At 46.4% G+C, this 26,211-nt stretch carries 22 protein-coding genes; 14 read left to right on the forward strand and 8 right to left on the reverse strand.

Annotation, left to right across the window (positions count from 1 at the left end):
* Positions 1–395: 395 nt before the first annotated feature.
* Positions 396–1,403: a putative phage abortive infection protein gene (locus AAG834_RS01965; protein WP_003756717.1), complete on the reverse strand. Its 1,008-nt coding sequence runs from the start codon at positions 1,401–1,403 to the stop codon at positions 396–398.
* Between the two features lie 27 nt (positions 1,404–1,430).
* Positions 1,431–3,458: an excinuclease ABC subunit UvrB gene (uvrB, locus tag AAG834_RS01970; RefSeq protein ID WP_003756720.1), complete on the reverse strand. Its 2,028-nt coding sequence runs from the start codon at positions 3,456–3,458 to the stop codon at positions 1,431–1,433.
* Positions 3,459–3,634: 176 nt separating this feature from the next.
* Here uvrB and dnaB point away from each other — a divergent pair, with 176 nt between their 5' ends.
* The 6 genes from dnaB (at position 3,635) to AAG834_RS02000 (ending at position 8,678) form a co-directional block, all read left to right on the forward strand.
* The gene (gene dnaB, locus AAG834_RS01975; RefSeq protein WP_003764236.1) at positions 3,635–5,041 is read left to right on the forward strand and encodes a replicative DNA helicase; all 1,407 of its coding nucleotides are present in this window, start codon (positions 3,635–3,637) and stop codon (positions 5,039–5,041) included.
* A gap of 157 nt (positions 5,042–5,198) precedes the next feature.
* A complete protein-coding gene (locus AAG834_RS01980; protein WP_003756725.1) occupies positions 5,199–5,894 on the forward strand; it encodes a pilus assembly FimT family protein in 696 nt (231 codons plus the stop codon).
* Positions 5,895–5,905: 11 nt separating this feature from the next.
* Positions 5,906–6,604, forward strand: coding sequence for a type IV pilus modification protein PilV (gene pilV / locus AAG834_RS01985; protein WP_342031094.1), 699 nt, complete (start codon positions 5,906–5,908; stop codon positions 6,602–6,604).
* A complete protein-coding gene (locus AAG834_RS01990) occupies positions 6,604–7,581 on the forward strand; it encodes a PilW family protein (RefSeq protein WP_342031095.1) in 978 nt (325 codons plus the stop codon). Before pilV ends, AAG834_RS01990 begins: the two co-directional genes overlap by 1 nt.
* Positions 7,560–8,174 carry a pilus assembly PilX family protein gene (locus AAG834_RS01995; protein ID WP_342031096.1) on the forward strand — a complete coding sequence of 205 codons (615 nt, stop codon included), beginning with the start codon at positions 7,560–7,562 and terminating at the stop codon, positions 8,172–8,174. The genes AAG834_RS01990 and AAG834_RS01995 overlap by 22 nt, the downstream gene beginning before the upstream one ends.
* A 12-nt stretch (positions 8,175–8,186) precedes the next feature.
* On the forward strand, positions 8,187–8,678 hold the full coding sequence (locus AAG834_RS02000) for a PilX family type IV pilin (RefSeq protein WP_342031097.1): 492 nt from the start codon (positions 8,187–8,189) through the stop codon (positions 8,676–8,678).
* A gap of 274 nt (positions 8,679–8,952) precedes the next feature.
* Here the strand turns inward: AAG834_RS02000 and AAG834_RS02005 are convergent, their stop codons facing one another.
* Entirely contained in the window at positions 8,953–10,965 is a 2,013-nt protein-coding gene (locus tag AAG834_RS02005; protein ID WP_342031098.1) for a calcium-binding protein, read from the reverse strand.
* A gap of 333 nt (positions 10,966–11,298) precedes the next feature.
* Between AAG834_RS02005 and AAG834_RS02010 the strand changes: the two genes are divergently transcribed.
* Together AAG834_RS02010 and fghA are read left to right on the forward strand one after the other, a co-directional pair.
* A complete protein-coding gene (locus tag AAG834_RS02010) occupies positions 11,299–12,435 on the forward strand; it encodes an S-(hydroxymethyl)glutathione dehydrogenase/class III alcohol dehydrogenase (RefSeq protein ID WP_003756741.1) in 1,137 nt (378 codons plus the stop codon).
* An 8-nt stretch (positions 12,436–12,443) separates the two neighbouring features.
* Entirely contained in the window at positions 12,444–13,271 is an 828-nt protein-coding gene (gene fghA / locus AAG834_RS02015) for an S-formylglutathione hydrolase (protein ID WP_003756743.1), read from the forward strand.
* Between the two features lie 500 nt (positions 13,272–13,771).
* Here the strand turns inward: fghA and ttcA are convergent, their stop codons facing one another.
* The 3 genes from ttcA to eno form a co-directional block, all read right to left on the reverse strand.
* Positions 13,772–14,731 (reverse strand): tRNA 2-thiocytidine(32) synthetase TtcA, encoded by a 960-nt coding sequence (ttcA, locus tag AAG834_RS02020; RefSeq protein WP_003756745.1) that lies wholly within the window; start codon positions 14,729–14,731, stop codon positions 13,772–13,774.
* A 389-nt stretch (positions 14,732–15,120) separates the two neighbouring features.
* Positions 15,121–15,399 (reverse strand): cell division protein FtsB, encoded by a 279-nt coding sequence (gene ftsB / locus AAG834_RS02025; RefSeq protein WP_003743241.1) that lies wholly within the window; start codon positions 15,397–15,399, stop codon positions 15,121–15,123.
* A 16-nt stretch (positions 15,400–15,415) separates the two neighbouring features.
* A complete protein-coding gene (gene eno, locus AAG834_RS02030) occupies positions 15,416–16,702 on the reverse strand; it encodes a phosphopyruvate hydratase (protein ID WP_003778422.1) in 1,287 nt (428 codons plus the stop codon).
* A gap of 529 nt (positions 16,703–17,231) precedes the next feature.
* Here eno and AAG834_RS02035 point away from each other — a divergent pair.
* Positions 17,232–17,549 (forward strand): RNA polymerase subunit sigma, encoded by a 318-nt coding sequence (locus AAG834_RS02035; protein WP_342031099.1) that lies wholly within the window; start codon positions 17,232–17,234, stop codon positions 17,547–17,549.
* Positions 17,550–17,750: 201 nt separating this feature from the next.
* Positions 17,751–18,743, forward strand: coding sequence for a WG repeat-containing protein (locus tag AAG834_RS02040; protein ID WP_342031100.1), 993 nt, complete (start codon positions 17,751–17,753; stop codon positions 18,741–18,743).
* 68 nt (positions 18,744–18,811) lie between these two features.
* On the opposite strand, the gene guaB is transcribed toward AAG834_RS02040, so the two are convergent.
* A complete protein-coding gene (gene guaB / locus AAG834_RS02045; protein ID WP_342031101.1) occupies positions 18,812–20,275 on the reverse strand; it encodes an IMP dehydrogenase in 1,464 nt (487 codons plus the stop codon).
* A 196-nt stretch (positions 20,276–20,471) separates the two neighbouring features.
* Here guaB and AAG834_RS02050 point away from each other — a divergent pair, with 196 nt between their 5' ends.
* A complete protein-coding gene (locus tag AAG834_RS02050) occupies positions 20,472–20,918 on the forward strand; it encodes a DUF4124 domain-containing protein (RefSeq protein ID WP_342031102.1) in 447 nt (148 codons plus the stop codon).
* A 143-nt stretch (positions 20,919–21,061) separates the two neighbouring features.
* Here the strand turns inward: AAG834_RS02050 and AAG834_RS02055 are convergent, their stop codons facing one another.
* Positions 21,062–21,922, reverse strand: a complete 861-nt coding sequence (locus tag AAG834_RS02055) for a tetratricopeptide repeat protein (RefSeq protein ID WP_003756765.1) — start codon at positions 21,920–21,922, stop codon at positions 21,062–21,064.
* A 179-nt stretch (positions 21,923–22,101) separates the two neighbouring features.
* Between AAG834_RS02055 and hpnD the strand changes: the two genes are divergently transcribed.
* From hpnD to AAG834_RS02070, 3 genes are all read left to right on the forward strand, one after another.
* On the forward strand, positions 22,102–22,950 hold the full coding sequence (gene hpnD / locus AAG834_RS02060) for a presqualene diphosphate synthase HpnD (RefSeq protein ID WP_342031103.1): 849 nt from the start codon (positions 22,102–22,104) through the stop codon (positions 22,948–22,950).
* Positions 22,947–24,290: a hydroxysqualene dehydroxylase HpnE gene (hpnE, locus tag AAG834_RS02065; RefSeq protein ID WP_342031104.1), complete on the forward strand. Its 1,344-nt coding sequence runs from the start codon at positions 22,947–22,949 to the stop codon at positions 24,288–24,290. The genes hpnD and hpnE overlap by 4 nt, the downstream gene beginning before the upstream one ends.
* Positions 24,291–24,757: 467 nt before the next feature.
* Positions 24,758–25,939 (forward strand): acetylornithine/succinyldiaminopimelate transaminase, encoded by a 1,182-nt coding sequence (locus AAG834_RS02070; protein WP_342031105.1) that lies wholly within the window; start codon positions 24,758–24,760, stop codon positions 25,937–25,939.
* The last annotated feature ends 272 nt before the right edge of the window (positions 25,940–26,211 follow it).

A 26,211-nucleotide genomic window follows, 5' to 3' on the forward strand; every position in this document is an offset into this window, starting at 1 on the left:
GTTGTCTGGCAACTGTCCGGTTGTGTCGATGGGTTGCCCGGCTGCTCCCTGAGCTACGCAACGGTTGTTTGCCTTGGTCGGATGCGGGCGGCGGCCGGGCGGTTTGTTGCTATGATACGGGAGTTCCGATATACAAGGTCGGATTCTCGAATCCGACATTTTGGGCATTGCTGCAATGAATTGCAATGATGGGAGTGTTAAAGGTTTTGTCGGATACAAGTATCCGACCTACGCTTGCTTGCTGAAAGTTTAAAACAATGGTTTGAGAACGGCAAAAAACGCGTGCGTACGTACCACGTACATCCCACACATCGGTTTTAAAATTTGTGCCACCCGCAGGAGGAGGGTGTGGTGCAGCCACGCACGCGGTTGGTGGAGATGCAGGCTACGGCTTGCTACGTTCGCTTTATCAACTTCTCTATATCTTTTATATAATCACTCTTACCAAATATATTCGGATCATATAATCGATGACACTTAATAAGCAACCTATTGAAGTTCCTATTAGCCAACAATTTTAGAGGCATATGTTCCAAAAAAGAATATCTTTCAAGAAGTTTTATATATGGTTGATATGATTCTGTATCTTCTCTATACGCAGTTATTGCCAGTAATTGTAATAATCTAAAATCAATCGATGCTCTAACAATATTACTATATTTTTTTTCCTCATCATCTAAATTTCCTTTACCATATGATAACGAATTAACAAATTTTAAAACTTGATATAGATATAAAGAAAATTGATTAAATTCAATAAAATCTTTATCCACTCTCTTTTGAATATATTCAAATTTAGGAAAATTTATATCACCTTCCTCATAATAATAAATTAAATCATCAGTACTATCAAAATGATACCCGATATTATTCATTAAATTATCTATAATATTATCAACAAATCCTTTTTTTACATCTTTTCCTAAAGATTTATCAAATACCACCACTTCTTTATTTAATATTTTTGAACATAACTGATTGAGCTGGTTGAGCATTGAAAAGAAGGTTGTTTCAAACTGTTGCTGCTTAAATATCTTTGATTGTTCAGCTAACAATTTTTCGGACTCCTCCTGTGCCTTTGCACTTCTTGATAATTCTTCTCTTGTTGCTTTTAATTCCTCAACTTGCAACTTGATACTATCTTTTTGTAATTTAATCGTATCAAGTTGCAATTTGATGGTATATAACAAAGCAATAAAAGTAGCACAGGCAAAAATTGGATTTAATACACCTCCAATATAATCTCCAAATTGCCCCCATTGCTCAGGAGATGTACTTAACTTTCTATTTCCAAATGTAAAATAATATAATAAAAGTACGAGTAAAATTGATATGCCAACCAAACCAATTAATCCCTCATACCATTTAATTTCATATATCTTTTCTTGTTCCTTGTTCATCATAACTTACTCCTAAAATTAACTCCAAAACTATTCCGCTCCAAACAACAAATTCTCCTTAATCCCACGAATCCTATCCCGTAACACAGCCGCCTCTTCAAACTGCAAATCCCGAGCCGCCTGCTGCATGGCTTTTTCCAGTTTGGCAATTTCTTTAATCGCATCTTCTTCATTGTGAATTTCGCCGACTTTGACCTTGTTTTTGCTTTTCAGACGACCTTTGCCGCTGTCTTCTTCGTGGTACACGCCGTCGATGATGTCTTTGACTTGTTTTTTAATCTGTTGCGGCACGATGCCGTGTTCTTCGTTGAATTTCATCTGTTTTTCACGACGACGTTCGGTTTCGTCGATGGCGGCTTTCATGGAGTCGGTGATTTTGTCGGCGTATAGGATGGCGACGCCGTTCACGTTGCGCGCGGCGCGGCCTATGGTTTGAATCAGGCTGCGGTGGGAGCGCAGGAAGCCTTCTTTGTCGGCGTCGAGGATGGCGACGAGGGAGACTTCGGGGATGTCCAAGCCTTCGCGCAACAGGTTGATGCCGACGAGTACGTCAAACAGGCCGAGCCGTAAATCTCTAATGATTTCAACGCGCTCTACGGTGTCAATGTCGCTGTGTAAATAGCGCACTTTGATGCCGAGTTCGCTGTAATAGTCGGTGAGTTGCTCCGCCATGCGTTTGGTGAGGGTGGTAACGAGTACGCGTTCGCCTTTTTGGATGCGGTCGTTGATTTCGCTCATTAAATCGTCGACTTGGGTGGCGACGGGGCGGATGATGATTTGGGGGTCGACCAGCCCTGTGGGGCGGACGACTTGTTCGACCACTTGTCCGGCGTGTTCTTCTTCGTATTTGGCGGGGGTGGCGGAAACGAAGACGGTTTGCGGCATGACTTTTTCAAATTCGTGGAATTTGAGCGGGCGGTTGTCGCGGGCGGAAGGCAGGCGGAAGCCGTAGTCCACGAGGTTTTGCTTGCGCGATGCGTCCCCTTTGTACATGCCGCCGATTTGGGTAACGGTAACGTGGCTTTCGTCGATGAACATGATGGCATTGTCGGGCAGGTAGTCCATCAGTGTGGGCGGCGGTTCGCCTTCTTTTTTGCCGGAGAAGTGGCGGGAGTAGTTTTCGATGCCTTTGCAGAAGCCCATTTCGTAGAGCATTTCGAGGTCGAAGCGGGTGCGCTGTTCGATGCGCTGTTGTTCGACGGGGCGTTGTTCGCGGGCGAAAAATTCGATGCGTTCGCGCAATTCTTCTTTGATGGATTCGCAAGCGCGCAAGACGGTGTCGCGCGGGGTAACGTAGTGGCTGGACGGGAAGACGGTGTAGCGGCCGACGCGCTGGTGCAGGCTGCCTGAAAGTGGGTCGAACATATCGAGGCGGTCGATTTCGTCGTCGAACAGGCTGATGCGTAAGGCGTTTTCGGAGCTTTCGGCGGGATACACGTCAATTACGTCGCCGCGCACGCGGAAGCTGCCGCGTTTGAAGTCCAAATCGCCGCGTTCGTATTGCATGGAAACGAGTGTGGCGATGATGTCACGCTGCTCGATGGTGTCGCCTTCTTTGACGGACAACACCATTTGTTGATATTCGGTCGGGTCGCCGATACCGTAAATGGCGGACACGGTGGCGACGATAATCACGTCGTCGCGCGTCATCAGGTTTTTGGTGGCGGAAAGGCGCATCTGCTCGATGTGTTCGTTGATCGCGCTGTCTTTTTCGATGAACAAATCGCGGCTGGGCACATAGGCTTCGGGTTGATAATAGTCGTAGTAGGAGACGAAATATTCCACCGCGTTTTCGGGGAAAAACTCGCGCATTTCGGCATAAAGCTGGGCGGCAAGGGTTTTGTTGTGCGCCATGATGATGGCGGGTCGGCCGCTTTGGGCGATGACGTTCGCCATGGTGTAGGTTTTGCCCGAACCGGTTACGCCGAGCAGGGTTTGATAGGCCAGGCCGTCTGAAAGCCCTTCGAGCAGGCCGGCAATGGCAGTGGGCTGGTCGCCGGCGGGTGGGAAGGGTTGGTGGAGTTTGAAGGGGGAATTGGGGTATTGGATGACTTCCATATTGCCGCCTGTTTTCGGTTCGGGGAAAAGGGAAATTATAGCAAAAAGGTCGTCTGAATATTTTCAGACGACCTATCTATTTCTTGATGGTAGGCAAGTCAGAACAAAGGTAATGCCAACCCGATTTCCACTACGCTATAATAGCGGATTCCCATTTTAGCCTAAGAGCAACTGCCATGAACGATTATCCCGATACGTCGTCTGAAGACCGTGAAGTCAGCGCGTTGTCGCTGCCGCCGCATTCTATGGAGGCGGAGCAATCCGTTTTGGGCGGTCTTTTGCTCGAGAATTCGGCTTGGGACAGAATCGCCGATGTGGTTACCGGTGAAGACTTCTACCGACACGAACACCGCCTGATTTTCCGCGCCATCGCCAATCTGATTAACGAAAGCCGTCCTGCCGACGTGATTACCGTTCAGGAAAGTTTGGAGCGTAACGAAGAATTGGAGGCGGCGGGCGGATTCAATTACCTGATTACTTTGGCGCAAAACACGCCGTCCGCTGCGAATATCCGCCGCTATGCCGAAATCGTGCGCGAGCGTTCCATCATGCGCCAGCTTGCCGAAGTCGGTACCGAAATTGCCCGTAGTGCCTACAATCCGCAAGGCAGGGATGCGGGACAGCTTTTGGATGAAGCGGAAAACAAGGTGTTCCAAATTGCGGAAAGTACCGCCAAGTCCAAACAGGGCTTTCTCGAAATGCCTGCGCTTTTGAAGGAAGTAGTCGAGCGCATCGACATGCTTTATTCACGCGACAATCCCGATGAAGTGACCGGCGTGTCAACAGGGTTTATCGACTTGGATAAAAAAACCTCGGGTCTCCAGCCGGGCGATTTGATTATCGTAGCGGGTCGTCCGTCTATGGGTAAAACTGCCTTTTCGATCAATATTGCGGAACACGTTGCCGTAGAGGGCAAGTTGCCTGTTGCCGTATTTTCGATGGAGATGGGCGGCGCGCAACTGGTGATGCGTATGCTGGGTTCGGTGGGCAGGCTTGATCAGAGCGTCTTGAAAACAGGCAGATTGGAAGATGAACACTGGGGTCGTCTGAATGAAGCTGTGGTCAAACTTTCCGATGCGCCTATGTATATTGACGAAACACCGGGCTTGACCGCGCTCGAATTGCGCGCCCGCGCCCGTCGTCTTGCACGCCAGTTCAACGGAAAATTGGGCTTAATCGTGATTGACTACCTGCAATTAATGGCAGGTTCAGGCCGCTCGGACAACCGCGCCTCAGAACTCGGCGAAATTTCGCGCTCCCTCAAAGCCTTGGCGAAGGAGCTGCAAGTTCCCGTTATTGCTTTGTCGCAGTTGAGCCGTACCGTAGAGCAGCGTACCGACAAGCGCCCGATGATGTCCGACTTGCGGGAGTCTGGTGCTATCGAGCAGGATGCCGACCTGATTATGTTTATGTACCGCGACGAATACTATAACCAAGAATCGCCTATGAAAGGCCTTGCGGAATGTATTATCGGTAAACACCGTAACGGTCCCGTCGGGAAAGTATTCCTCACTTGGATGGGGCAATTTACCAAATTCGACAATGCAGCCTACATTCCCGAATCCGCATTGATGGAAGATTGAGACAAATCAGCCTAAAAACCAAGCAAATTTCATATTTTATTAGGCAATTCATCCCAATATCGTTTAGAATGAGCCAAACCGCATAATTACCGGCGATAAAAACATTCTAAGCCGGATGATAAAACACATTACTTAACTCTAGACGTTTTTACTACTCATGTACGCACAACAAAAAGGTTTTACCTTAATCGAATTGTTGGTCGTGATCGCTATTACCGCCATCATGGCCACTATCGCCCTTCCCAATATGAGCGAATGGATTGCCTCCCGCCGCGCTGCCAGTCAGGCAGAACAGGTGGCAAATCTCTTGCGTTTCGCACGAGCCGAAGCAGTCCGCCTCAATCTCCCTGTCTATGTCTGTCCCGTGCAAATCAGAAAAAACGGGGTTCCAGACAATAAATGTGATACCAAATACAATCAAAGTGGCATCTTGGCCTATGCTGATAAGAGTGGTGATGTTAACTACAATGATGATAGGGCGGACATTTTCCTGCGCACTATCGTCTTAAACGCTAAGGATGCGAATAAAGTCACCTACCAATTTGATCATGTCAAATTCGGTGGCAAAGACTCTGATTCACAGCCTGTTTTTTGGGCATTTCAACCGAACGGTACTTTTGGCTATTCTGTCAATAAACCCAGTAAAAAAACTGATTTTACCTACTCAGACGGCTATATCAAAATCAGCATGACCGATTCCGCCGCAACCACAGAAAGCACCAAAAAGTCTCGTGCCAGCATTGTGTTGGTCGACAGTAGCGGACGAGTAGAAATCTGCGCCAAGTCAGATTCACGCGATCTCTGTAAATATGCAGAATCTAAAGCAAAATCCAACAAACAACCCCAACAATAAAATATAGCTCTATGAAACCCATGACATTACGTACAAAAGGTCGTCTGAAAACGAGCGAATCGAGATTCGCCAAAACGAGATTGGTAAGTTTTTCTAAGCCATATCAATCAGGTATGACTTTAATTGAAGTTTTGGTTGCCATGTTTGTCCTTGCAATTGGCGTGCTCGCTTTGCTTGCCATCCAACTGCGTACCGTTTCCAGCGTACGCGAAGCGGAAGGACAGACTATCGTATCGCAACTTACTCAAAATTTGGTGGAAGGGATGTTGATTAATCCGAGGCTTGTAGAATGCCCAACCCCTAAACAAGGAGCAACCAATAGCAGGAATGGTAGAGGGTGGTGTAAGAATTATAAGGATTATTACACTACATACGGTGATTCCTCTACTGAACCATTGAAAAAAGGACCGCTGAAAGAGAGTATGAAAAAAGAAGAGTTGGCTAAAGCACAGCTTGGTAAATTTCATGACGAACTGAAAGCAGCTCTTCCTGACTCTGCGTTCTACTACTCAGTATGCCAAGATAGTTTGAACAAGGAAGCTACTTATGACGGAACTTTCCACGAAAATTGCGATAAAAAAACAGATGCTGATACCGTTATCAAAGTCTTATGGCTTAAAGATTTAGAAGGCGGTAAAGCCGCAAGTGACGTCAAAACATATGAAGATTCGATCATTTACACCTACCAAGTACGCGTAAGGGAAAAATAATGAATAATAAAAACCGCCCACACATTCCGGTAAAAGCAGGTATGCAAGGCTTCAGCCTGATTGAATTCCTTGTAGCGAGCGCATTGAGCATGATAGTCCTGTTGGCAGTCAGCTCCAGCTATTTCACTGCACGCAGTTTGAATACTGCTGCCACAGCTCGCTTAAATGTTCAGCAGGATTTGCGTAACGCATCTAATCAGATCGTACGTGATGCCCGCATGGCTGGAAACTTTGGTTGTTTCAATATGTCGGCATATGATGCTCAAGCCGTTATCGCTGATTCTGGCTCCAAAGATTTTCTCAAGCTTAAAGGTAGTGGGAAAATGCTTCCTGCTGTCAGAGAAACAGATTCTTTAGGTGTAACTGATTTTGAACAGAGCGGTAAGGCGCTGATTTTCCAATACGGCATCGATACCGCATCACCAGACGCGGCAACAGTAGTAGCCAGCAGCTGCACAAACATTACCAAACCAGGCAAGCAAATTACTGATAGTAAAGCAGCTTTAAAGACAGATGGTTCCCAAGCAGGCAATATCTCCATCATGAAACATGAGGTGAATGCCTATGCTGTGGGTACTGCCGGAGGGCAAAAAGGTCTTTACCGTTTCCAACTGACAGACAAAGGTGAGTGGAGTAACCCGCAGTTGCTGATTAAGGGAGTTGAAAGTATGAGTATTCATTACTTTTATACCGAAGGCTGTCCTGAAACATTTGAGGAAAGTGAAGTAGCATCTGCGTCTGCACCTGCCCCAACTCCTGCCGGAAATGCTCAGAAGCAGGGTGAGGATAAGTCAAAAGATGAGACATTTAAATATACTCAGAATCTGTCTAATGATGAAGCCCCGGCCGCTATCGAACTCTTGCTGAACAGTGGCAGTTTTAATGCAGGCGGAAGCAATGATGAAAACAAAGTTCAACTCTATCAAATCAATGCAACTGTACGCGGAGGAAACAAATGCGCAGACCGATTACTCTAAACCATCCTGCTAAAGCCTCTGCACAAAAGGGCTTTGCATTATTCATTGTCCTGATGATCATGATCGTCATCGCCTTGCTCGTTGTTACTGCGACCCAGTCCTATAATACCGAGCAGCGAATCAGTACTAATGATGCCGACCATAAATTTGCTACTACGCTTGCGGAAGCTGCATTGCGAGAAGGTGAGAACTATATTTATACAATTGAAGAAGGCACTCAGATTTTTAACGATCAATGTTCCAAGGGGCTTTGCAGAGCCAAACAGCTCAGTATTAAAGAATACACTACCCCAACTGGTATTATTGATGTTAAAGGCGAGGCTGATCTGAGCAAAGTTGAAGAAGCTTGGAAAAGAAAGCATGCAGAATGTCTTGATTCACATTCTAAGAAAGAAACAGAATGTATCAATGTTAATGGTAGAGAATACCCGATTGATAAAAATAGTGGGGCCAAAAAGCCTCCCCGCTATATCATCGAATACCTAAGCACCAATTCTACCGACAACCGTACCATTTATCGTGTCACTGCTAAAGCATGGGGAAAAAACGAAAATACGGTAGTTATGCTGCAATCTTATGTAGCCAACGAATAAATAGATAAAATCATGAATACGTCTATCACTAAATTTCAAGGGTTTACGCTGGTTGAGATGCTGATTGTCATTGCTATTATCGGCATCCTCAGCACTATCGCTTACCCTTCCTATATCCATTACATTGAACGCGGCTATCAATCTCAGGCGCATGCTGAATTGGTTATCATCAATAATTCCTTGAAAACCAAATTGGTCAAAAATCCCGCCCTCAAAATGAAAGATGAAATTGAGGGAGATACAGGGTTTTTTAAGAAATATCAGGCTACACCTGAGGTTGCGGCTAAATATGATTTCAGTGGTGCAATGAAAGATAAGGACTCTAAACACAGCAGAGCCTATTATCTTTTTGCTACCCCGAAAAGTGGGACGAATTACAAACTTTCCGTTTGGATGGATAGTTTGGGTAATGCCTACAAATGTACTGATGCAGAATCGGCCAAAGCCAAGTTAACAAGTAAAAACGGTAATACTGGTTGCGAACCTGTTTCAAATAAAAAGTAGAGAAAACAGTTTATTCCCTGCTAAAAAGGTCGTCTGAAATGATGTTTTAGGCTTTAGAATAGATTAAACTGCACCTTAGTAGGTTTACTTACTAAGGTGCAGTTTTTTATAGTGTAATGTACTTTACCCTACAGTTAGATTTTCAGACGACGTTTTTATTGGATCAGCTTAGAATGAACTGAAAATTTGTTTCCAATAATATCTGTTTTAAATCTTTGCTTTGGAATTTAAAAAGCAGATTCGTTTCAAACTGTCAGTTCTTTTTAGCGAATCTTTAGCCGATGATATTGGATGCGTTCAACCATGCTGCTTGGTCGCTATCGAATTTGGCAAATACGGTATTACTGCTTGCACCTGCCGCACGATAAGCAAGAGTTTGTTGATATGAATCGAACACGAGATAAGAACGGTCGGCATCGTAATAAGCAGGGTTTCTAACAAACATCTCTGACCAGCTCAAATTTGCGCTGTTGCCACTCAGCAGAGAACGCATAGCAGATAGGTCGAGTTTGTCCATATCAGAGTTAAAGTCGGTTAAACGATCGATACTGCCTTCACGGATATCTGCTGCAGTAAAGGCGACGGTGTCTTTGCCTGCACCTGTGACGATGGTGTCGCTGCCTAAACCGCCTGCAAGATAGTCATCACCGTCCCCACCGTTGAGATAGTCATATCCATTGCCGCCTGACAGTGTGTCGTCACCGCTCATGCCATACAAGGTATCATTGCCTTCTTCGCCACTCAAGCGATTATGCCCGCTGTTGCCTGTCAGAGTATTGTCGCCATAATTGCCAATGCCGAAGATGTTATTGCTACCTGTCAAAGTCAGGTTTTCGACGTTGGTTGGAGCGGTATAGGAAACGCTGCTGTAAATGGTATCAGTACCCTCGAACCACCGCTCGGTGACAGTATCATTTATATTGTCCACATGATAGATATCATTTCCATATCCACCACTCATGCTGTCTGCGCCGCTGCCACCGTCTAAAGTATCGTTACCGTATCCACCATCGAGCAGGTCGTTTCCTTCGCCTCCTTGTAGCACGTCATCTCCGTTATCTCCGTAAAGATAGTCGCGATCATCGCCGCCCATCAGCAGGTCGTTACCGTCCATGCCGTGTAGCGTGTCGTTTCCACGACCACCGCTTAAGTGGTTGTTGCCACTGTTGCCTATCAGGGTATTGTCGGAGTTGTTACCGAAACCGTAATTGTTGCCGTAGCCTGTCAAAGTCAGGTTTTCGACGTTGGTTGGAGCGGTGTAGGAAACGCTGCTGTAAATAGTATCAGTACCCTCGAACCACCGCTCGGTGACAGTATCATTTATATTGTCCACATGATAGGTATCATTTCCATATCCGCCGCTCATGCTGTCTGCGCCGCTGCCACCGTCTAAAGTATCGTTGCCGTATCCACCATCAAGCAGGTCGTTTCCTTCGCCTCCTTGTAGCACGTCATCTCCGCTATCTCCGTAAAGATAGTCACGGTCATCGCCGCCCATCAGCAGGTCGTTGCCGTCCATGCCGTGCAGCGTGTCGTTTCCACGACCACCGCTCAAACGATTGTTGCCGCTGTTGCCTATCAGGGTATTGTCGGAGTTGTTACCGAAACCGTAATTGTTGCCGTAGCCTGTCAGTGTCAGGTTTTCGACGTTGGTTGGGGCTGTGTAAGAAACGCTGCTGTAAATGGTATCGGTACCTTCTCCCCACCATTCAGTAACCGTATCGTTCACATTATCTACATAGTAAATATCATCTCCGTATCCTCCGCTCATGCTGTCTGCACCGCTGCCACCGTCTAAAGTGTCGTTGCCGTATCCACCATCGAGCAGGTCGTTTCCTTCGCCTCCTTGTAGCACGTCATTTCCACTACCTCCGTAAAGATAGTCGCGATCATCGCCGCCCATCAGCAGGTCGTTACCATCCATGCCGTGTAGTGTGTCATTACCACGACCACCGCTTAAGCGGTTGTTGCCACTGTTGCCTATCAGGGTGTTATTTGAGTTGTTGCCGAAACCGTAATTGTTGCCGTAGCCGGTCAGTGTCAGGTTTTCGACGTGTGTCGGTAAGGTAAAGTTTGTATCGGCGTAAACGGTATCGTTGCCTTCATATTCATATTCAACGATGGTGTCACCTGCATTTTTACTGTGGTAAACATCGTTGCCTAAGCCGCCGTAGAATACGGTATGCCCGAGACTGCCATATAAAACGTCATCGCGGGTCGTGCCTTTAATGACGACGGATTCATTGTTTGCTACGTTATAGTATAAAGGATGCAATGTATTGGCCATAATGGCTCTCCTTGTGAACAAGTTGCTAGGAAAAATAGACATAAATATCTATTTGACATTTATAGGTTTTTTCTTGTATGTTTGATGCTGATTGTATCGAGAAATAAAATGATGCAAAAGATATAATAATTTATATTATTGTTTTTTATATTAATTTAAAATATGAAATGATATTTGATAGCATTCTAATTAACTGCCGATTGCATGGTGGCTCTTCAGTCGATCATGCTACTGCCGGAGCAGAATTACAAAAAACGCTTGCTTTAGACTGAAATCCAAAGTATAAACTGCTGTCATCTAGTCATTTTGTTAATGAGTTAAAGAGAAAAAATAATGGAAATCAAACAAACCAATTCAACTATCAAATCTCGTGCAGCGGTAGCATTCGCCCCAAATCAACCCTTACAAATTGTGGAAATCGATGTAGAAATGCCTCGCAAAGGCGAAGTGTTAATCCGCAATACCCACACGGGGGTGTGCCATACTGATGCATTTACATTATCAGGAAGCGATCCTGAAGGCGTATTCCCTGCGGTGCTTGGACACGAAGGTGCGGGTGTGGTCGTTGCTGTGGGCGAAGGTGTGTCAAGCGTAAAACCGGGTGATCACGTCATTCCTCTTTATACCGCTGAATGTGGCGAATGTGAGTTTTGCCGTTCAGGTAAAACCAACTTATGCGTTGCGGTACGTGAGACGCAAGGTAAAGGCTTAATGCCGGACGGCACGACGCGTTTTTCTTATCAAGGTCAGCCGATCTATCACTATATGGGCTGTTCGACTTTCAGTGAATATTCTGTTGTTGCGGAAGTTTCATTGGCGAAAATCAACCCGGAAGCCAACCACGAACAAGTATGTTTGCTCGGCTGTGGCGTTACCACAGGTATTGGCGCGGTACATAATACGGCAAAAGTGCAAGAAGGCGACTCTGTGGCGGTGTTTGGCTTGGGGGCGATTGGTTTGGCTGTGGTGCAAGGTGCACGTCAAGCCAAAGCGGGTCGCATTATCGCCATTGATACCAATCCCGCAAAATTCGAGTTGGCAAAACACTTCGGTGCAACTGATTGTTTAAACCCGAACGATTACGATAAACCGATCAAAGATGTGTTGTTAGACATCAATAAATGGGGCATTGACCACACTTTTGAATGTATCGGCAACGTAAACGTAATGCGTCAGGCATTAGAAAGTGCACACCGTGGTTGGGGACAATCCATTATCATCGGCGTAGCAGGTGTAGGACAAGAAATTTCAACTCGTCCGTTCCAGTTGGTAACAGGTCGTGTTTGGAAAGGCTCGGCATTTGGTGGCGTGAAAGGTCGCTCTGAACTTCCGAAAATGGTCGAAGATTCAATGAAAGGCGACATCGAGTTAGAACCGTTTGTAACCCACACACTGACACTCGATCAAATCAATGAAGCCTTTGATTTAATGCACGAAGGTAAATCGATCCGCGCTGTTATTCATTACTAAGGCCCGCGATGAAACTGATTGAACAACATCAAATTTTCGGCGGTTCGCAACAAGTTTGGGCACATCATGCCCAAACGCTGCAATGCGAAATGAAATTTGCCGTCTATTTGCCGGATAATCAGGAGAATCGACCACTTGGTGTGATTTATTGGCTTTCCGGTTTGACTTGTACTGAACAAAATTTCATTACTAAATCAGGCTTTCAGCGTTATGCGGCTGAACATCAAGTGATTGTGGTTGCCCCCGATACCAGCCCTCGCGGAGAGCAAGTGCCGAACGATGCTGCTTATGATTTAGGGCAAGGTGCGGGCTTTTATCTTAATGCGACCGAGCAGCCTTGGGCGACGAATTATCAAATGTATGATTATATTTTGAACGAGTTGCCCCGTCTGATTGAGGAAAATTTTCCTACCAACGGCAAATGTTCCATTATGGGACATTCAATGGGCGGACACGGCGCATTGGTATTGGCATTGCGAAACCAAGAACGTTATCAAAGTGTTTCTGCCTTTTCGCCTATTTTGTCTCCAAGTCTCGTGCCTTGGGGAGAGAAAGCCTTTTCTGCTTATTTAGGAAAAGATCGCGAAAAATGGCAGCAATATGATGCCAACTCGCTCATTCAACAAGGCTATAAAGTGCAAGGTATGCGCATTGATCAGGGCTTAGAAGATGAGTTTTTGCCAACACAATTGCGTACCGAAGATTTTATCGAAACCTGTCGTGCGGCAAACCAGCCGATCGATGTGCGCTTCCATAAAGGCTACGATCATAGCTATTACTTCATCGCCAGTTTTATTGGTGAGCATATTGCGTATCATGCGGCATTTTTGAAGTAAGCCAAAGAAGTGATTCGTGAATCGATTAAACGTTGAAGTGAACGTTAATTTTTTCATGTTAATGAATTAAAAAGGCATCGGATTGATGCCTTTTGTTTTTATAAATGATAAAAAAGTGCTATTAAAATCAGCTACCTCCTAGAATCAGCATGAGGAGACCTTTACAAAATTTCCTCACTCATTCTACTTAAATATCCCCCCATTCCAATCCAACCCGTTGTTGAGAGGTAAAAAACGAAAAGGTCGTCTGAAAACCTGTTTTCAGACGGCCTTTTGTTGTTATCTATAACGGATCGTGCTTTATGTTGTTTCGCAGCAAAAGCAACCGCAAAAATATGCTGGGATTGTTTCTGTATGTCTTGTCAGGAAAAGGAAGAATAATGCTGGATTTCTAGAAAACGGTTAGGTTGATGCAAACGGGCAAATACGTTGAATTTTAGATATAAAAATTCAGACGACCTTGAGGGCGTTTCAAAGGTCGTCTGAAAATACAAATTCCGCTATAAACCGCAAGTTTTCGGCTTGTTTGCCAGAATGTTGATGATCTTTCGTTCAGGTTTGGATGGGGTGATTTTGATTTCACTTTCGTCTTCTTCGCTGCCGTCGGAATAGCGTTCAGGCATTTTTTCGCTGTCAAACGCCAAGTCGCCACCGTGTTTTAAGGTTTGACCGCGCTCCAAACCGACGAAGTCGAAAAGCTCTGGGTCGGCGAGATGGGAGGGGACGACGTTTTGCAGGGCGGAGAACATGGACTCGATACGTCCGGGGAAGCGCTTGTCCCAATCGCGTAGCATATCGCCTATGACTTGGCGTTGCAGGTTGGGCTGAGAGCCGCAGAGGTTGCACGGGATGATTGGGAACTGCTTCAGTTCGGCGTATTTAATCAAATCTTTTTCTTTTACATACGCCAGCGGGCGGATGACGATGTGTTCGCCGTTGTCGCTGACCAGTTTGGGCGGCATGGCTTTGAGTTTGCCGCCGTAAAACATATTTAAAAACATGGTGGCGAGGATGTCGTCGCGGTGGTGTCCCAAGGCGATTTTGGTGCAGCCCAATTCTTTTGCGGTACGGTAGAGGATGCCGCGGCGCAGGCGGCTGCACAGCGAACAAGTCGTTTTGCCTTCGTCCAACACGCGTTTGACGGTGGAGTAGGTGTCTTCTTCAACGATTTTATACGGCACACCTATGCTTTCGAGATAGGTCGGCAGCACTTCTTCGGGGAAGCCCGGCTGCTTTTGGTCGAGATTGACGGCAACCAGCTCGAAATCAATCGGCGCGCTGGCTTGGAGCTGGCGCAGGATGTCTAATAGGGCGTAGCTGTCTTTGCCGCCGGAGAGGCAGACCATGATTTTGTCGCCCGGCTCTATCATGTTGAAATCGTTAATCGCGTCGCCGACGGCGTGGCGCAGGCGTTTGTTGAGTTTGTTGTTTTCTAATTCTTGCTTGGTTTTTTTGGACATGGCAGTTTGTACTTTGAAATAAGGAAAAATTTAAGGGCGGTATTGTACCGCAAAAAGCGTTTGGAAACCGCATATTAGAAAAAGAATAGGGGGCGGATTTAGATTTGAAGTACAATATTTTTCTCAATAGAAAGATTTGTGTCTAGGATGGATTTCTTTGTCGTGTTGAGAATGGGATATCTGAATCGGAATCGGGTATGAATTGATAACAGATAGATGATTGCATATGTTTGGGAAATGATGGGAGTGATATTGTTTTGAAATTATAGAAGCCGGTTTCTGTGGTATACAGAAACCGGCTTGTACGAAACGTCTGAACAGGTGTCTATAGATATCTAAAATTTAGGAATAACGCTTTTTCAGACGACCTTTTATTCCCATCAGGGCAATTAACGGCTGCGTTCGATAAAACGGTAATAGGTTTCGCCGTCTTGGACGTAACCCAATTCCACACGGGCAATTTCAGAAATCGCTTCTTGACCGTTCGCTAAATCATCGACTTCCGCAGCAAGGAACTGATTGCGCAAAGTGAGCGTCTGGTTTTTTTCCTCCTGCACGGAAAGTTGTTCCTGCAATTCTTCCGTATGCCCGATACTGCCTTTTCCAAACCAAAGGCTGTATTGGCAGTAAGCAAGCGCGATGGATAAAACAACAGTTACCCACTTCATACATCAATACCTTTTCTTATTTGCCCAGTTGATAGAATGCGGCTTTGCCGGGGTAGTAGGCAGCTTCTGCCAATTCTTCCTCGATGCGCAGCAGTTGGTTGTATTTCGCCATGCGGTCGGAGCGGCTCAATGAGCCGGTTTTGATCTGCATACAGTTGGTAGCGACTGCCAAGTCGGCAATGGTGCTGTCTTCGGTTTCGCCCGAACGGTGGCTCATTACACTGGCGTAACGGCTGCGTTTTGCCAAGTCAACCGCTTGCAAGGTTTCGCTCAAAGTACCGATTTGGTTGACTTTGACCAGCAATGCGTTTGCCACGCCTTTTTCGATGCCTTCGGCAAGGATTTTCGGATTGGTTACGAACAAGTCGTCGCCGACCAGTTGTACTTTGCTGCCGAGTTTTTCGGTGAGAAGTTTCCAGCCGTCCCAGTCGTTTTCATCCATACCGTCTTCGATGGAGATAATCGGGAATTCGTTAACCAAGCCTTCAAGGTATTCGGCAAATTCAGCGCTGGTGTAAGAACGGCCTTCGGCTTCCAAGTGGTATTTGCCGTCTTTGTAGAACTCGCTGGATGCGCAGTCCAGTGCAAACAATACGTCATCACCCGCTTTGTAGCCGGCGGCTTCAGTTGCTTCAACCATCAGTTGCAGAGCTTCTTTGTGGCTGTTCAGGTTAGGGGCGAAACCGCCTTCATCGCCGACAGTAGTCGGGAAGCCTTTACCGTCGCACAGTTTTTTCAGCGCGTGGAAAATTTCAGCACCGCAGCGCAGGGCTTCGCGGAAAGATTTCGCGCCGACAGGCATAATCATAAATTCCTGAATGTTCAGGCTGTTATTGGCATGTTCACCGCCGTTGATAACGTTCATCATCGGAACGGGCAGAGCCATAGGACCGGCACCGCCCAAGTAACGGTAAAGCGGCAGACCTGAATCTTCGGCAGCCGCGCGGGCAACAGCCATAGAAACCGCCAAAGTAGCATTCGCACCTAAATTGCCTTTGTTTTCAGTGCCGTCCAGCTCGATCATGATTTTGTCGATGTAGGACTGTTCGTTGGCATCGATACCGATCAGTGCTTGGGCAATTTGGTTGTTGACGTGTTCAACTGCTTTCAATACGCCTTTGCCCGAGTAGCGGGATTTGTCGCCGTCGCGAAGTTCCAAAGCCTCTTTTTGACCGGTAGACGCACCGCTCGGTACGGCGGCACGGCCCATTACGCCGGACTCCAGCAATACATCGCATTCTACGGTGGGGTTGCCGCGTGAATCCAAAATCTCGCGGGCAAAAATATCAACGATTGCACTCATGAATATTCTCCAGATGAGGATGAAAAAAGAAAAGTAGCTTTGTTACATTTCAGACGACCTGTGAGTGTCGCTGAAAGCACATCAACGGCGATTATACCGATGGTGGCGCCAAAACTGCTATGAAACCGACTGTAAGTTTGTTTCACGTCAACATCGGTTTGCACAGGGAGTAATATATGCTCAAACAGCCCCGTATTCTAACAGTTTTTGAGATTTTAGGGCAGGGTAACTTGCTGTAAAGGCTTGGTTTGGAAGGTCGTCTGAAAAAACGAAATTTGTTTCAATTGTCAGGTTTCTAATTGATGGCATAATAGTTATTTAGGCTGGAATTTAATTGAGCGTTCTGATTTTCAAAAAAAAAAAAAAATTGAATTTTTTATTTAAGTTTACATAGAAAGAGATGCTATGATGCCGATGAGTTAAGGTTGGAATAAGGGATAAAGAATAAAATAAAAAAATAATAAGCTGGAAAATAGGGATTTATATAAAATTTATATGGACATCAGTTATGTGAAAGCCAATAGAGATCTTGTTTGAAGAGTCTGATGATGAAGGTTTATCTTATATCTATTTTGATTTGGGAGATTTTCATTACTTCACTTTAACCTTCAATCAAAACGAAGACGATAAAATCTATTTTGAGTTTAATGAGCAAACTTTTTCAATTGAGAGTAATGATGTTGCTTATAATTTAATTGATCACGTTTTATCTTTTGATTTTGGGGAAGATATTCAGGAATCTCTGAAAATTAAAAAATACATCGAAATTGATATAGACGAAAGCATTAATATGGTGGCATTTAGGAAAACACTGGAAAATATTTTTATGGCTAAGGAAGTACTTTAAACCAGGACGGCGTTACCTCGCCTTGCCTTACTATCTGTACTGTCTGCGGCTTCGTCGCCTTGTCCTGATTTAAATTTAATCCACTATATTGTGAATAGGAGGCCGTCTGAAAATATTTTCAGTAATCTTGCCGGTTTTGAATATGGACATGCCTTATGAATTTTTATAAAATTCGCGCATCATTTTCAACAAGGTTAATGTATGAAGAAAATATTCTTAGGTGCATTTATCGCATCAATGTATATGCCTATTGCACTGGCTGATACCTGCGAAAAACCAAAATTATCCGGCAGAGAAGGTTATGACACGGTTTATTGTCTGAATGAAGAAGGCTTGTCTATGGTTACTAAGCCGGGTAACGAGAAGATTCCTTTTTTGTATGGTTTTGTCAATCGACAAGGGAAAGTTATTGTTCCGCTCAAATATTACGTTGCCCGCGATTTTTCTGAAGGATTGGCAGCAGTTTGTAAAATAGTAGGAAAATCAGATCAGATTTTATGCGGTTATATCAATGCCAGTGGTAAAGAAGTTATTCCTTTAAAATTTCAAGACTTGCCTGGTGATTTTGAACAAGGTATTGCTCCTGTCAAACAAAAAGGCAGATGGGGCTTTATTGACAAAAATGGCAAAGTTGTCATTCTGTTTCAATATGTTAAAGCCGATTCATTCAGTGAAGGACTGGCTGCAGTTGTCACTGCTGATACAAATAAATATGGCTATATCAATACAAAAGGCGAGATGGTTATTCCACCAAAATATGAAGAGGCTTTTTATTTTAATGAAGGTGTAGCCGCTGTTCAGATTCTTGATAAATGGGGTTATATCGATAAAAGAAATCAGTGGGTAATTCCTGCGCGATATAAAAGCGCTTCTAATTTTGAAGATGGTATGGCAAGGGTTTCACAAAATGATAAATACGGTTATATCGATAAAAAGGGAAAGGTAGTTATTCCCTTTAAATATGAATATTTAGGTTCATTGAGTGAGGGTTTGATTGGTGCGGAATTAAACGGCAAATTCGGCTATTTAGATAAAACCGGCAAAGTGGTTATCCCGTTCAAATTTGGTACTTTCAATGATTTCCAAAATGGTGTAGCACTTGTTAATATGAAGAATATGTTTAAAGACGAAGATTTTAGTGAAGATGAATTCTTTTATATTGATAAGCAAGGCAAGCCAGTTGAAGTGGAATAACGATTTGTAATTTTTTTGTAAGTAAGGTCGTCTGAAAAGCTTTTCAGACGACCTTTTTTCACTTTACCTTAGCGGTGATAGTTTGGTGCTTCTTTGGTAATTTGAACATCGTGAACGTGTGATTCGCTCATGCCCGCAGAGGTGATTTCTACAAATTCCGCTTTTTCGTGCATTTCTGCGATATTGGCGCAGCCCAAATAGCCCATGCTGGAACGCAGGCCACCGGTCAGTTGGTGAATAATGTTCACAATCGGACCTTTGTAGGGAACGCGGCCTTCGATACCTTCGGGGACATATTTGTCGGTGCTGTCGGTTTTATCTTGGAAGTAGCGGTCGGCGGAGCCTTGGCTCATTGCACCCAGAGAACCCATGCCGCGGTAGGATTTGTACGAGCGGCCTTGGTAGAGTTCGATTTCGCCCGGTGCTTCTTCCGTACCGGCAAACATACCGCCGAGCATGACGCTGTATGCGCCCGCTGCCAAGGCTTTGGCGATGTCGCCGGAGAAGCGGATGCCGCCGTCGGCAATCAGTGGAACGCCGGTGCCTTTGAGGGCTTCGGCAACGTTGTGAATGGCGGTCAGTTGCGGCACGCCTACGCCTGCAACGATACGGGTGGTGCAAATCGAACCCGGTCCGATACCGACTTTGACAGCATCTGCACCTGCTGCGACCAAATCCAAAGCGGCTTTGGCGGTTGCGATATTGCCGCCGATGACTTGGATGTGCGGATAGGTTTCTTTCACCCATTTCACGCGCTCGATAACGCCTTGGCTATGGCCGTGTGCAGTATCGACGACGATGACGTCGACTCCTGCTCCGACCAAGGCTTTTACGCGCTCTTCGGTGTCACCGCCGGTGCCGACTGCCGCGCCTACGCGCAAACGGCCTTCGGAGTCTTTGTTGGCATTTGGAAACTCGGTGGTTTTCAAAATATCTTTTACGGTAATCAAGCCTTTAAGCTCGTCTTTTTCGTTCAAGACCAAAACGCGCTCGACTTTATGTTCGTGCATCAGTTCGCGCGCTTCGTCGATGCTTGTGCCTTCGGGAACGGTAACCAAGCGTTCGCGCGGGGTCATGATGGCGGAAACGGGCAGGTCGAGGCGGTTTTCAAAACGCAGGTCGCGGTTGGTAACGATACCTACTACTTTGCCGTTTTCAACGACGGGCAGGCCGGACATTTTGCGTTTGCGTTGCTCGCGCATTTCCAATACTTCGCGGATGAGTGTCGTCGGGGCAACCGTTACCGGGTCTTTCACCACGCCGCTCTCATGGCGTTTCACTTTGGAAACGGCACGCGCCTGCATTTCGGGTGTCATGTTTTTATGGATAATGCCGATACCGCCTTCTTGCGCCATAGAAATGGCGAGGCGTGCTTCGGTAACGGTGTCCATCGCGGCGGAAAGTAAGGGGAGGTTGAGCGTGATTTCGCGGGTGAGCTTGGTTTGAAGTTTAACGTCTCGTGGCAGCACGGTTGAATGCGCAGGAACCAACAAAACATCGTCGAAAGTATAGGCTTTTTCTACGATACGCATGATGCTCAGTCTTTCAGTTTGTGCAAGATGCACGGCATTATAACACCCGCTAAGATTTGTTGACAGCGGATTGTTTGCAATTTGAGATTATTTTTTTACGACACCATTACGATGCATATTTTTGAATTAATATGACATATTTTTAAAAATCAAGTAGAATAGGGTCGTCTGAAAACACGTTTACGATGAAAACAAAATGAACAAATCATCTTTATCCTTATTTTTGCTTGGCGTTTTGTATGCTGCCGGAGCAATGGCCGGAAATAATGTTTATAATGTTTATACATGGAAAAGCGGCAGTGGCAGCACCAGCTACTCCGATACGCCTAATCGTTTGCAGCCGGAACGTTCGAATATTGTGAACATTCGAACCCGTAACGTGACGCCTGCGGTTGCCAAACCGGAAAATGCCCAAGAAGGGACGCTGTCAGAACAGCAGGCTAAGCTGAACGAGAAGATTTTGGCGCAGAATAAGCAGGTTGAGGAGCAGAATAAGAAGGTTGAAGAAGAAAACCGCAAAAATAAAGAAGACAACTGTCGGATTGCCCGCGTAAACCGTCAGTTTGCGGAAAGTGCGCGCACTGCAAATCGTGATGATTTGATTAAACATTATCAAAGCGATATCAATAAATATTGCAATTGAAATTGGATTGAAACAGCAAATAAGGCATACAGTTATAACTATAACCGTATGCCTTATTGTTTTTAGCTTTCTTTGCAAAGTTGCCCTCTGAGCATTCAACAGGGTTCACCCATTGATAATGGTGTATTGGAAAAATCCAGGGTTCAGTTTTGATTTTGCTGCACAATGTATTCCAAAGCATGTTGCGCGAGCGTATTGCCTTGGGCGGCGGCTTTTTCAAACCAAGATTTTGCCTGGGTAAAGTTTTGGGTTACCCCTTGTCCGTTTTCGTATAAAACGCCTAAGTTGTTTTGGGCGTTGGCATTGCCTTGTTCTGCCGCTTTTTTGTACCAATATTTTGCCTTGGGATAATTTTGGGTAACGCCTTGTCCCTCTGCATACATGATGCCTAAATTATATTGCGCTTTGGCATTGCCTTTCTTGGCGGCTTTTTCAAACCATGACTTGGCAAGTTTATAATCTTGGCCTACGCCTTCACCTGAGTAATACATCAAACCCAAGTAAAATTGCGCACTGTCTTCCCCTTGGTCTGCTGCTTTGTGAAACCAAGTTTTTGCCTGTATATAGTCTTGTGGAACGCCTATACCGGCATAGTGAATGATGCCTAAATCAAACGCTGCTTCTGCATTGCCCTGTTCGGCTGCCTTTTCCCACCAAAATTTGGCTTGGCGATAGTCTTGTGCCGTTCCTTGACCTTCGTAATAAATGATTCCAAGATTGAATTGCGCTTCGGCGTTGTCGTTGTGCGCTGCTTTTTCAAACCAGTATTTAGCCTGCTCGTAATCCTGCGTTGTGCCTATGCCTTTTGCATACATAGTGCCTAAGTCAAGTTGAGAGCGGGTGTCCCCCTGTTTCGCCATTTCTTGAATCAATCGGAAGGCTTGGTTTTCACTGTTTTGAGAGATATTGTGACGCGGGGTGTAATGTGGTTTTGCCGCATAAGCCTGCATTCCTGAGATGGAAAGCAGGATGGTTAGGATAAGTGTTTTAGACGTAATGTTCATGACTATAAAATATAATTGGTATTAGGAGAGTCGATTGTCTATATTAACTTGTCTTAAAAATGAAGTAAATCAAATATGGACGATTTGAACAATATAGGGATGAAAGGTCGTCTGAAATTGCCACAATTCCCCAAATCCCGATAAAATCGTCCTTCATAACCATATTTTTAGGACACGCCGTGCAAGGACTTGATTATTGCCGTCAGAAGGCAGAAGAAAGCCGCTCCAGTTTTTTGTCGGGCTTCCGTTTCCTGCCGCAGGAAAAGCGGGATGCGATAACGGTTTTGTATGCTTTTTGCCGCGAATTGGACGATGTGGTCGATGACTGTTCCGATCCGAATGTGGCGCAGGCAACGCTGAACTGGTGGCGCGGCGATTTGGACAAGGTATTCGGCGGCGTGATGCCGGAGCATCCGGTCAATCAGGCTTTGCGGCAGATAAAGGAAACCTTCAAGCTGCCGAAATATGAACTGGAAGCCTTAATCGACGGAATGCAGATGGATTTGGTTCAGGCACGTTACGGCAGTTTTGAAGAGTTGAAACTGTATTGCCACCGCGTCGCGGGCGTCGTCGGCTGCCTGATTGCGCGGATTTTGGGTTTTTCAGACGACCGAACGCTGGAATACGCCGATAAGATGGGCCTTGCGCTGCAACTGACGAACATTATCCGTGATGTCGGCGAGGATGCGAGAAGCGGTCGGATTTACCTGCCGATGGAGGAAATGCAGCGGTTTGACGTGCCTGCAAGCGTGATTATGCAATGTAAGCCGACGGATAATTTTGCCGAACTGATGCGTTTTCAAGTTTCACGCGCCCGCGAGATGTATCGTGAGGCGATGTCGCTCTTGCCCGCCGCAGATAAAAAATCCCAAAAAGTCGGGTTGGTGATGGCGGCGATTTATTACGCGCTGTTGAACGAAATCGACCGCGACGGCGCGCAAAACGTCCTGACTTATAAAATTGCCATTCCTTCGCCGCGCAAAAAGCGTATCGCCCTGAAAACTTGGTTATTCGGATTTAAGCCATGAACACTCTGCATCTTCGCCCGAAAATTGCCGTCGTCGGCGCAGGCTGGGCAGGTTTGTCTGCCGCAGTGTCGTTGGCGCGCCGTGCCGATGTTACTGTGTTTGAAGCCGGCCGGCAGGCGGGCGGACGGGCGCGTACTTTGGCTGGGAGCGCTGACGGATTCAGTTTTTTGGACAATGGGCAGCATATTTTGCTCGGTGCCTATCACGGCGTATTGACGCTGATGGAGCACATCGGTGCTGACCCTGAAGCCGCTTTTTGCCGTTTGCCGCTGCAATGGCATATGTATGAAGGTTTGCAGTTTCAAAGTACGAACCTTCCTTCGCTGCTGCATATTTTGACCGGCATATTGCGTGCTAAAAACGTTTCGTTTTCACTGAAAACCAAGCTGTTATCCGATATGTCTGCGTTGCAGCGTTACGCACGCGGCAAGCGCACTGATTTGGCCGTTGCCCAATGGCTGCGGCAGCGCAATGTCCCGCGCAGGCTGGTTGCAGAGTTTTGGCAGCCGCTGGTGTGGGGCGCACTCAATACGCCTTTGGAACATGCAAGTTTGCGGGTGTTGTGCAATGTTTTGTCCGACGGCGTATGGGCGGATAAATCCGGCAGCGACTACCTTTTGCCGAAACGCGATTTAGGCGCAATCATCGCCGAACCTGCGTTGGCAAAACTCAAGCAATACGGTGCGGACATTTGTCTTGAAACCCGCGTAGGTCGTCTGAAAAACCTTCCTGACGGACGGGTCATTGTGAATGACGAGGCTTTTGATGCCGTTATTGTTGCGGCTGCGCCGTATCATGCTATTCATCTTTTCCCTGAGGAAACTCCCGACTATATTCAGACGACCTATCAAAATCTCCAATACCACTCGATTACTACCGTTTATCTTCGCTATGCCGTTCCCGTTCATTTGCCCGCGCCGCTGATCGGATTTGCCGAAGGTACGGCGCAATGGCTGGTGTATCGCGGCGCACTTGGTTTGCCGGCAAACGAAGTCGCCGCTGTCATCAGCGTTTCCGACCATGTCGGCGCGTTTAAAAGCCAAGAGTGGGCAGAGAAAGTCCATGCCGACGTAAAACGCATCTGCCCTTATTTGGACGAACCCGAGGCCGTCCGCGTCATCACCGAAAAACGCGCGACCACAGCCTGCATGCCTGATTCCAGTCTCCCCGATTTTGCTTGGTTGCACCAACGGCGCATCTATCCGGCAGGCGACTACCTGCACCCGCGCTATCCGGCTACGTTGGAAGCGGCGGTACAGTCAGGTTTGACGACTGCGGAAATGTGTTTGGCAGAAATCAATCTGAAACAAAGGGAGAGCGATGCTCAGTCCTTGCTTTGACTGATCCATTAAAGCTTGGCGTGAATGTTACGCAAAAAGGTCGTCTGAAAACGTTTGGCAGATTAAATCTGTGTTTTCAGACGACCTTTGTTGATGGTGGTTGCATGATCTAAATATTTGGATCCGACTACGGATGACACATTGTCTCAATCGGCGCATAATCGCCGAATTGACTCAATATAGTGGCTTAACTTTAAACCAGTACGGCGTTGCCTCGCCTTAGCTCAAAGAGAACGATTCTCTAAGGTGCTGAAGCACCAAGTGAATCGGTTCCGTACTATCTGTACTGTCTGCAGCTTCGTCGCCTTGTCCTGATTTAGTTAATCCACTATATCTGCAACGGCGTTGTTGTATTTGGTTCAAAGACAATCCAGATAGGAAATGTCTCATACCCTGTCGGACGAGACCATACGAAGCAACGCCATTCATTGAATATACACCAGACTTAAAACCGCAAAGGAAATCGGATGCAAAACTACCTGACCCCCAATTTTTCATTCGCCCCCATGATTCCCGAACGCGCCCTCGGCAGCCGCGTCTGGGATACCGAAGGCCGTGAATACATCGACTTGTCGGGTGGTATCGCGGTTAACGCGTTGGGACATTGCCATCCCGATTTGATTGCCGCGCTGGCGGAGCAGTCGCAAAAATTGTGGCACATTTCCAATATCTACACCACCAAACCCGCGCAGGAATTGGCGCAAAAGCTGGTAGAACATACCTTCGCCGACAAAGTGTTTTTCTGCAATTCCGGCGCGGAAGCCAACGAAGCCGCGCTGAAACTGGCGCGAAAATACGGGCGCGATCATTTTGGCGGACACAAAACCGAAATCATCTCCTGCCTAAATAGCTTCCACGGCCGCACGCTGTTTACCGTCTCGGTCGGCGGCCAGCCCAAATACAGCAAAGACTACGCGCCGCTGCCGCAAGGCATTACCCATGTTCCGTTCAACGATATTGCCACATTGGAAGCTGCCATCAACGAAAACACTTGCGCCGTAATCATCGAGCCGATTCAAGGCGAAAGCGGCATCCTGCCTGCCACGCAGGAATATTTGCAAGCCGCGCGCCGTTTGTGCGACGGACACGGCGCATTGCTGATTTTGGACGAAGTGCAAACCGGCATGGGGCACACGGGCAAACTGTTTGCCTACGAGCATTACGGCATTACGCCCGACATCATCAGCTCCGCCAAAGCATTGGGTGGCGGCTTCCCCATCGGTGCGATTCTGACCACCGATAAAATCGCCCCGACCTTCGGGCCGGGGACGCACGGTTCGACTTTCGGCGGCAATCCGATGGCGTGCGCCGTCGGCAGTCGCGCGTTCGACATCATCAACGCGCCCGAAACTTTGGCACATGTGGAAAAACAAGGAAAAAAATTTCAGACGACCTTGCGGGAGTTGGGCGAGAAAACCGGCGTATTTAAAGAAGTCCGCGGCATGGGTCTGCTCATCGGCTGCGTGCTGGCAGACAAATACCAAGGCCGCGCTTCGGAAATTACCGCCGCCGCGCTGAAACACGGCTTGATGGTATTGGTTGCCGGAGCCGATGTCGTGCGTTTCGCCCCTAGCCTGCTGCTCAACGATGAAGACATGGCGGAAGGTCTGAAACGCTTGGAGGCTGCATTAACGGAATGGCTCGTCTGAATTTGATTGATTTTATTTAACTGTTAACAAATTTGATGAAGTATTTCTATTCGGCTGATAATGGAAAATACGACCGTTTGTTGGTTTTAGAAAATAATCAATCTAAAAATTTTCTTTTTTGTTTAAAAACGATCAGAATTTAATCAAACCCATATGCCCATTGTTCAGAATAAAACCGATGTTATAAATTGTAATTTGCCAGTTATTCCAATTACTGATACGATTTGCGGCGGAATAAATTCAAATAAATGACTCATTGCGCCCTTTATTTT

Origin of the sequence: Neisseria sp. Marseille-Q2251, assembly GCF_940793045.1 — a bacterium.
Lineage (GTDB): Bacteria > Pseudomonadota > Gammaproteobacteria > Burkholderiales > Neisseriaceae > Neisseria.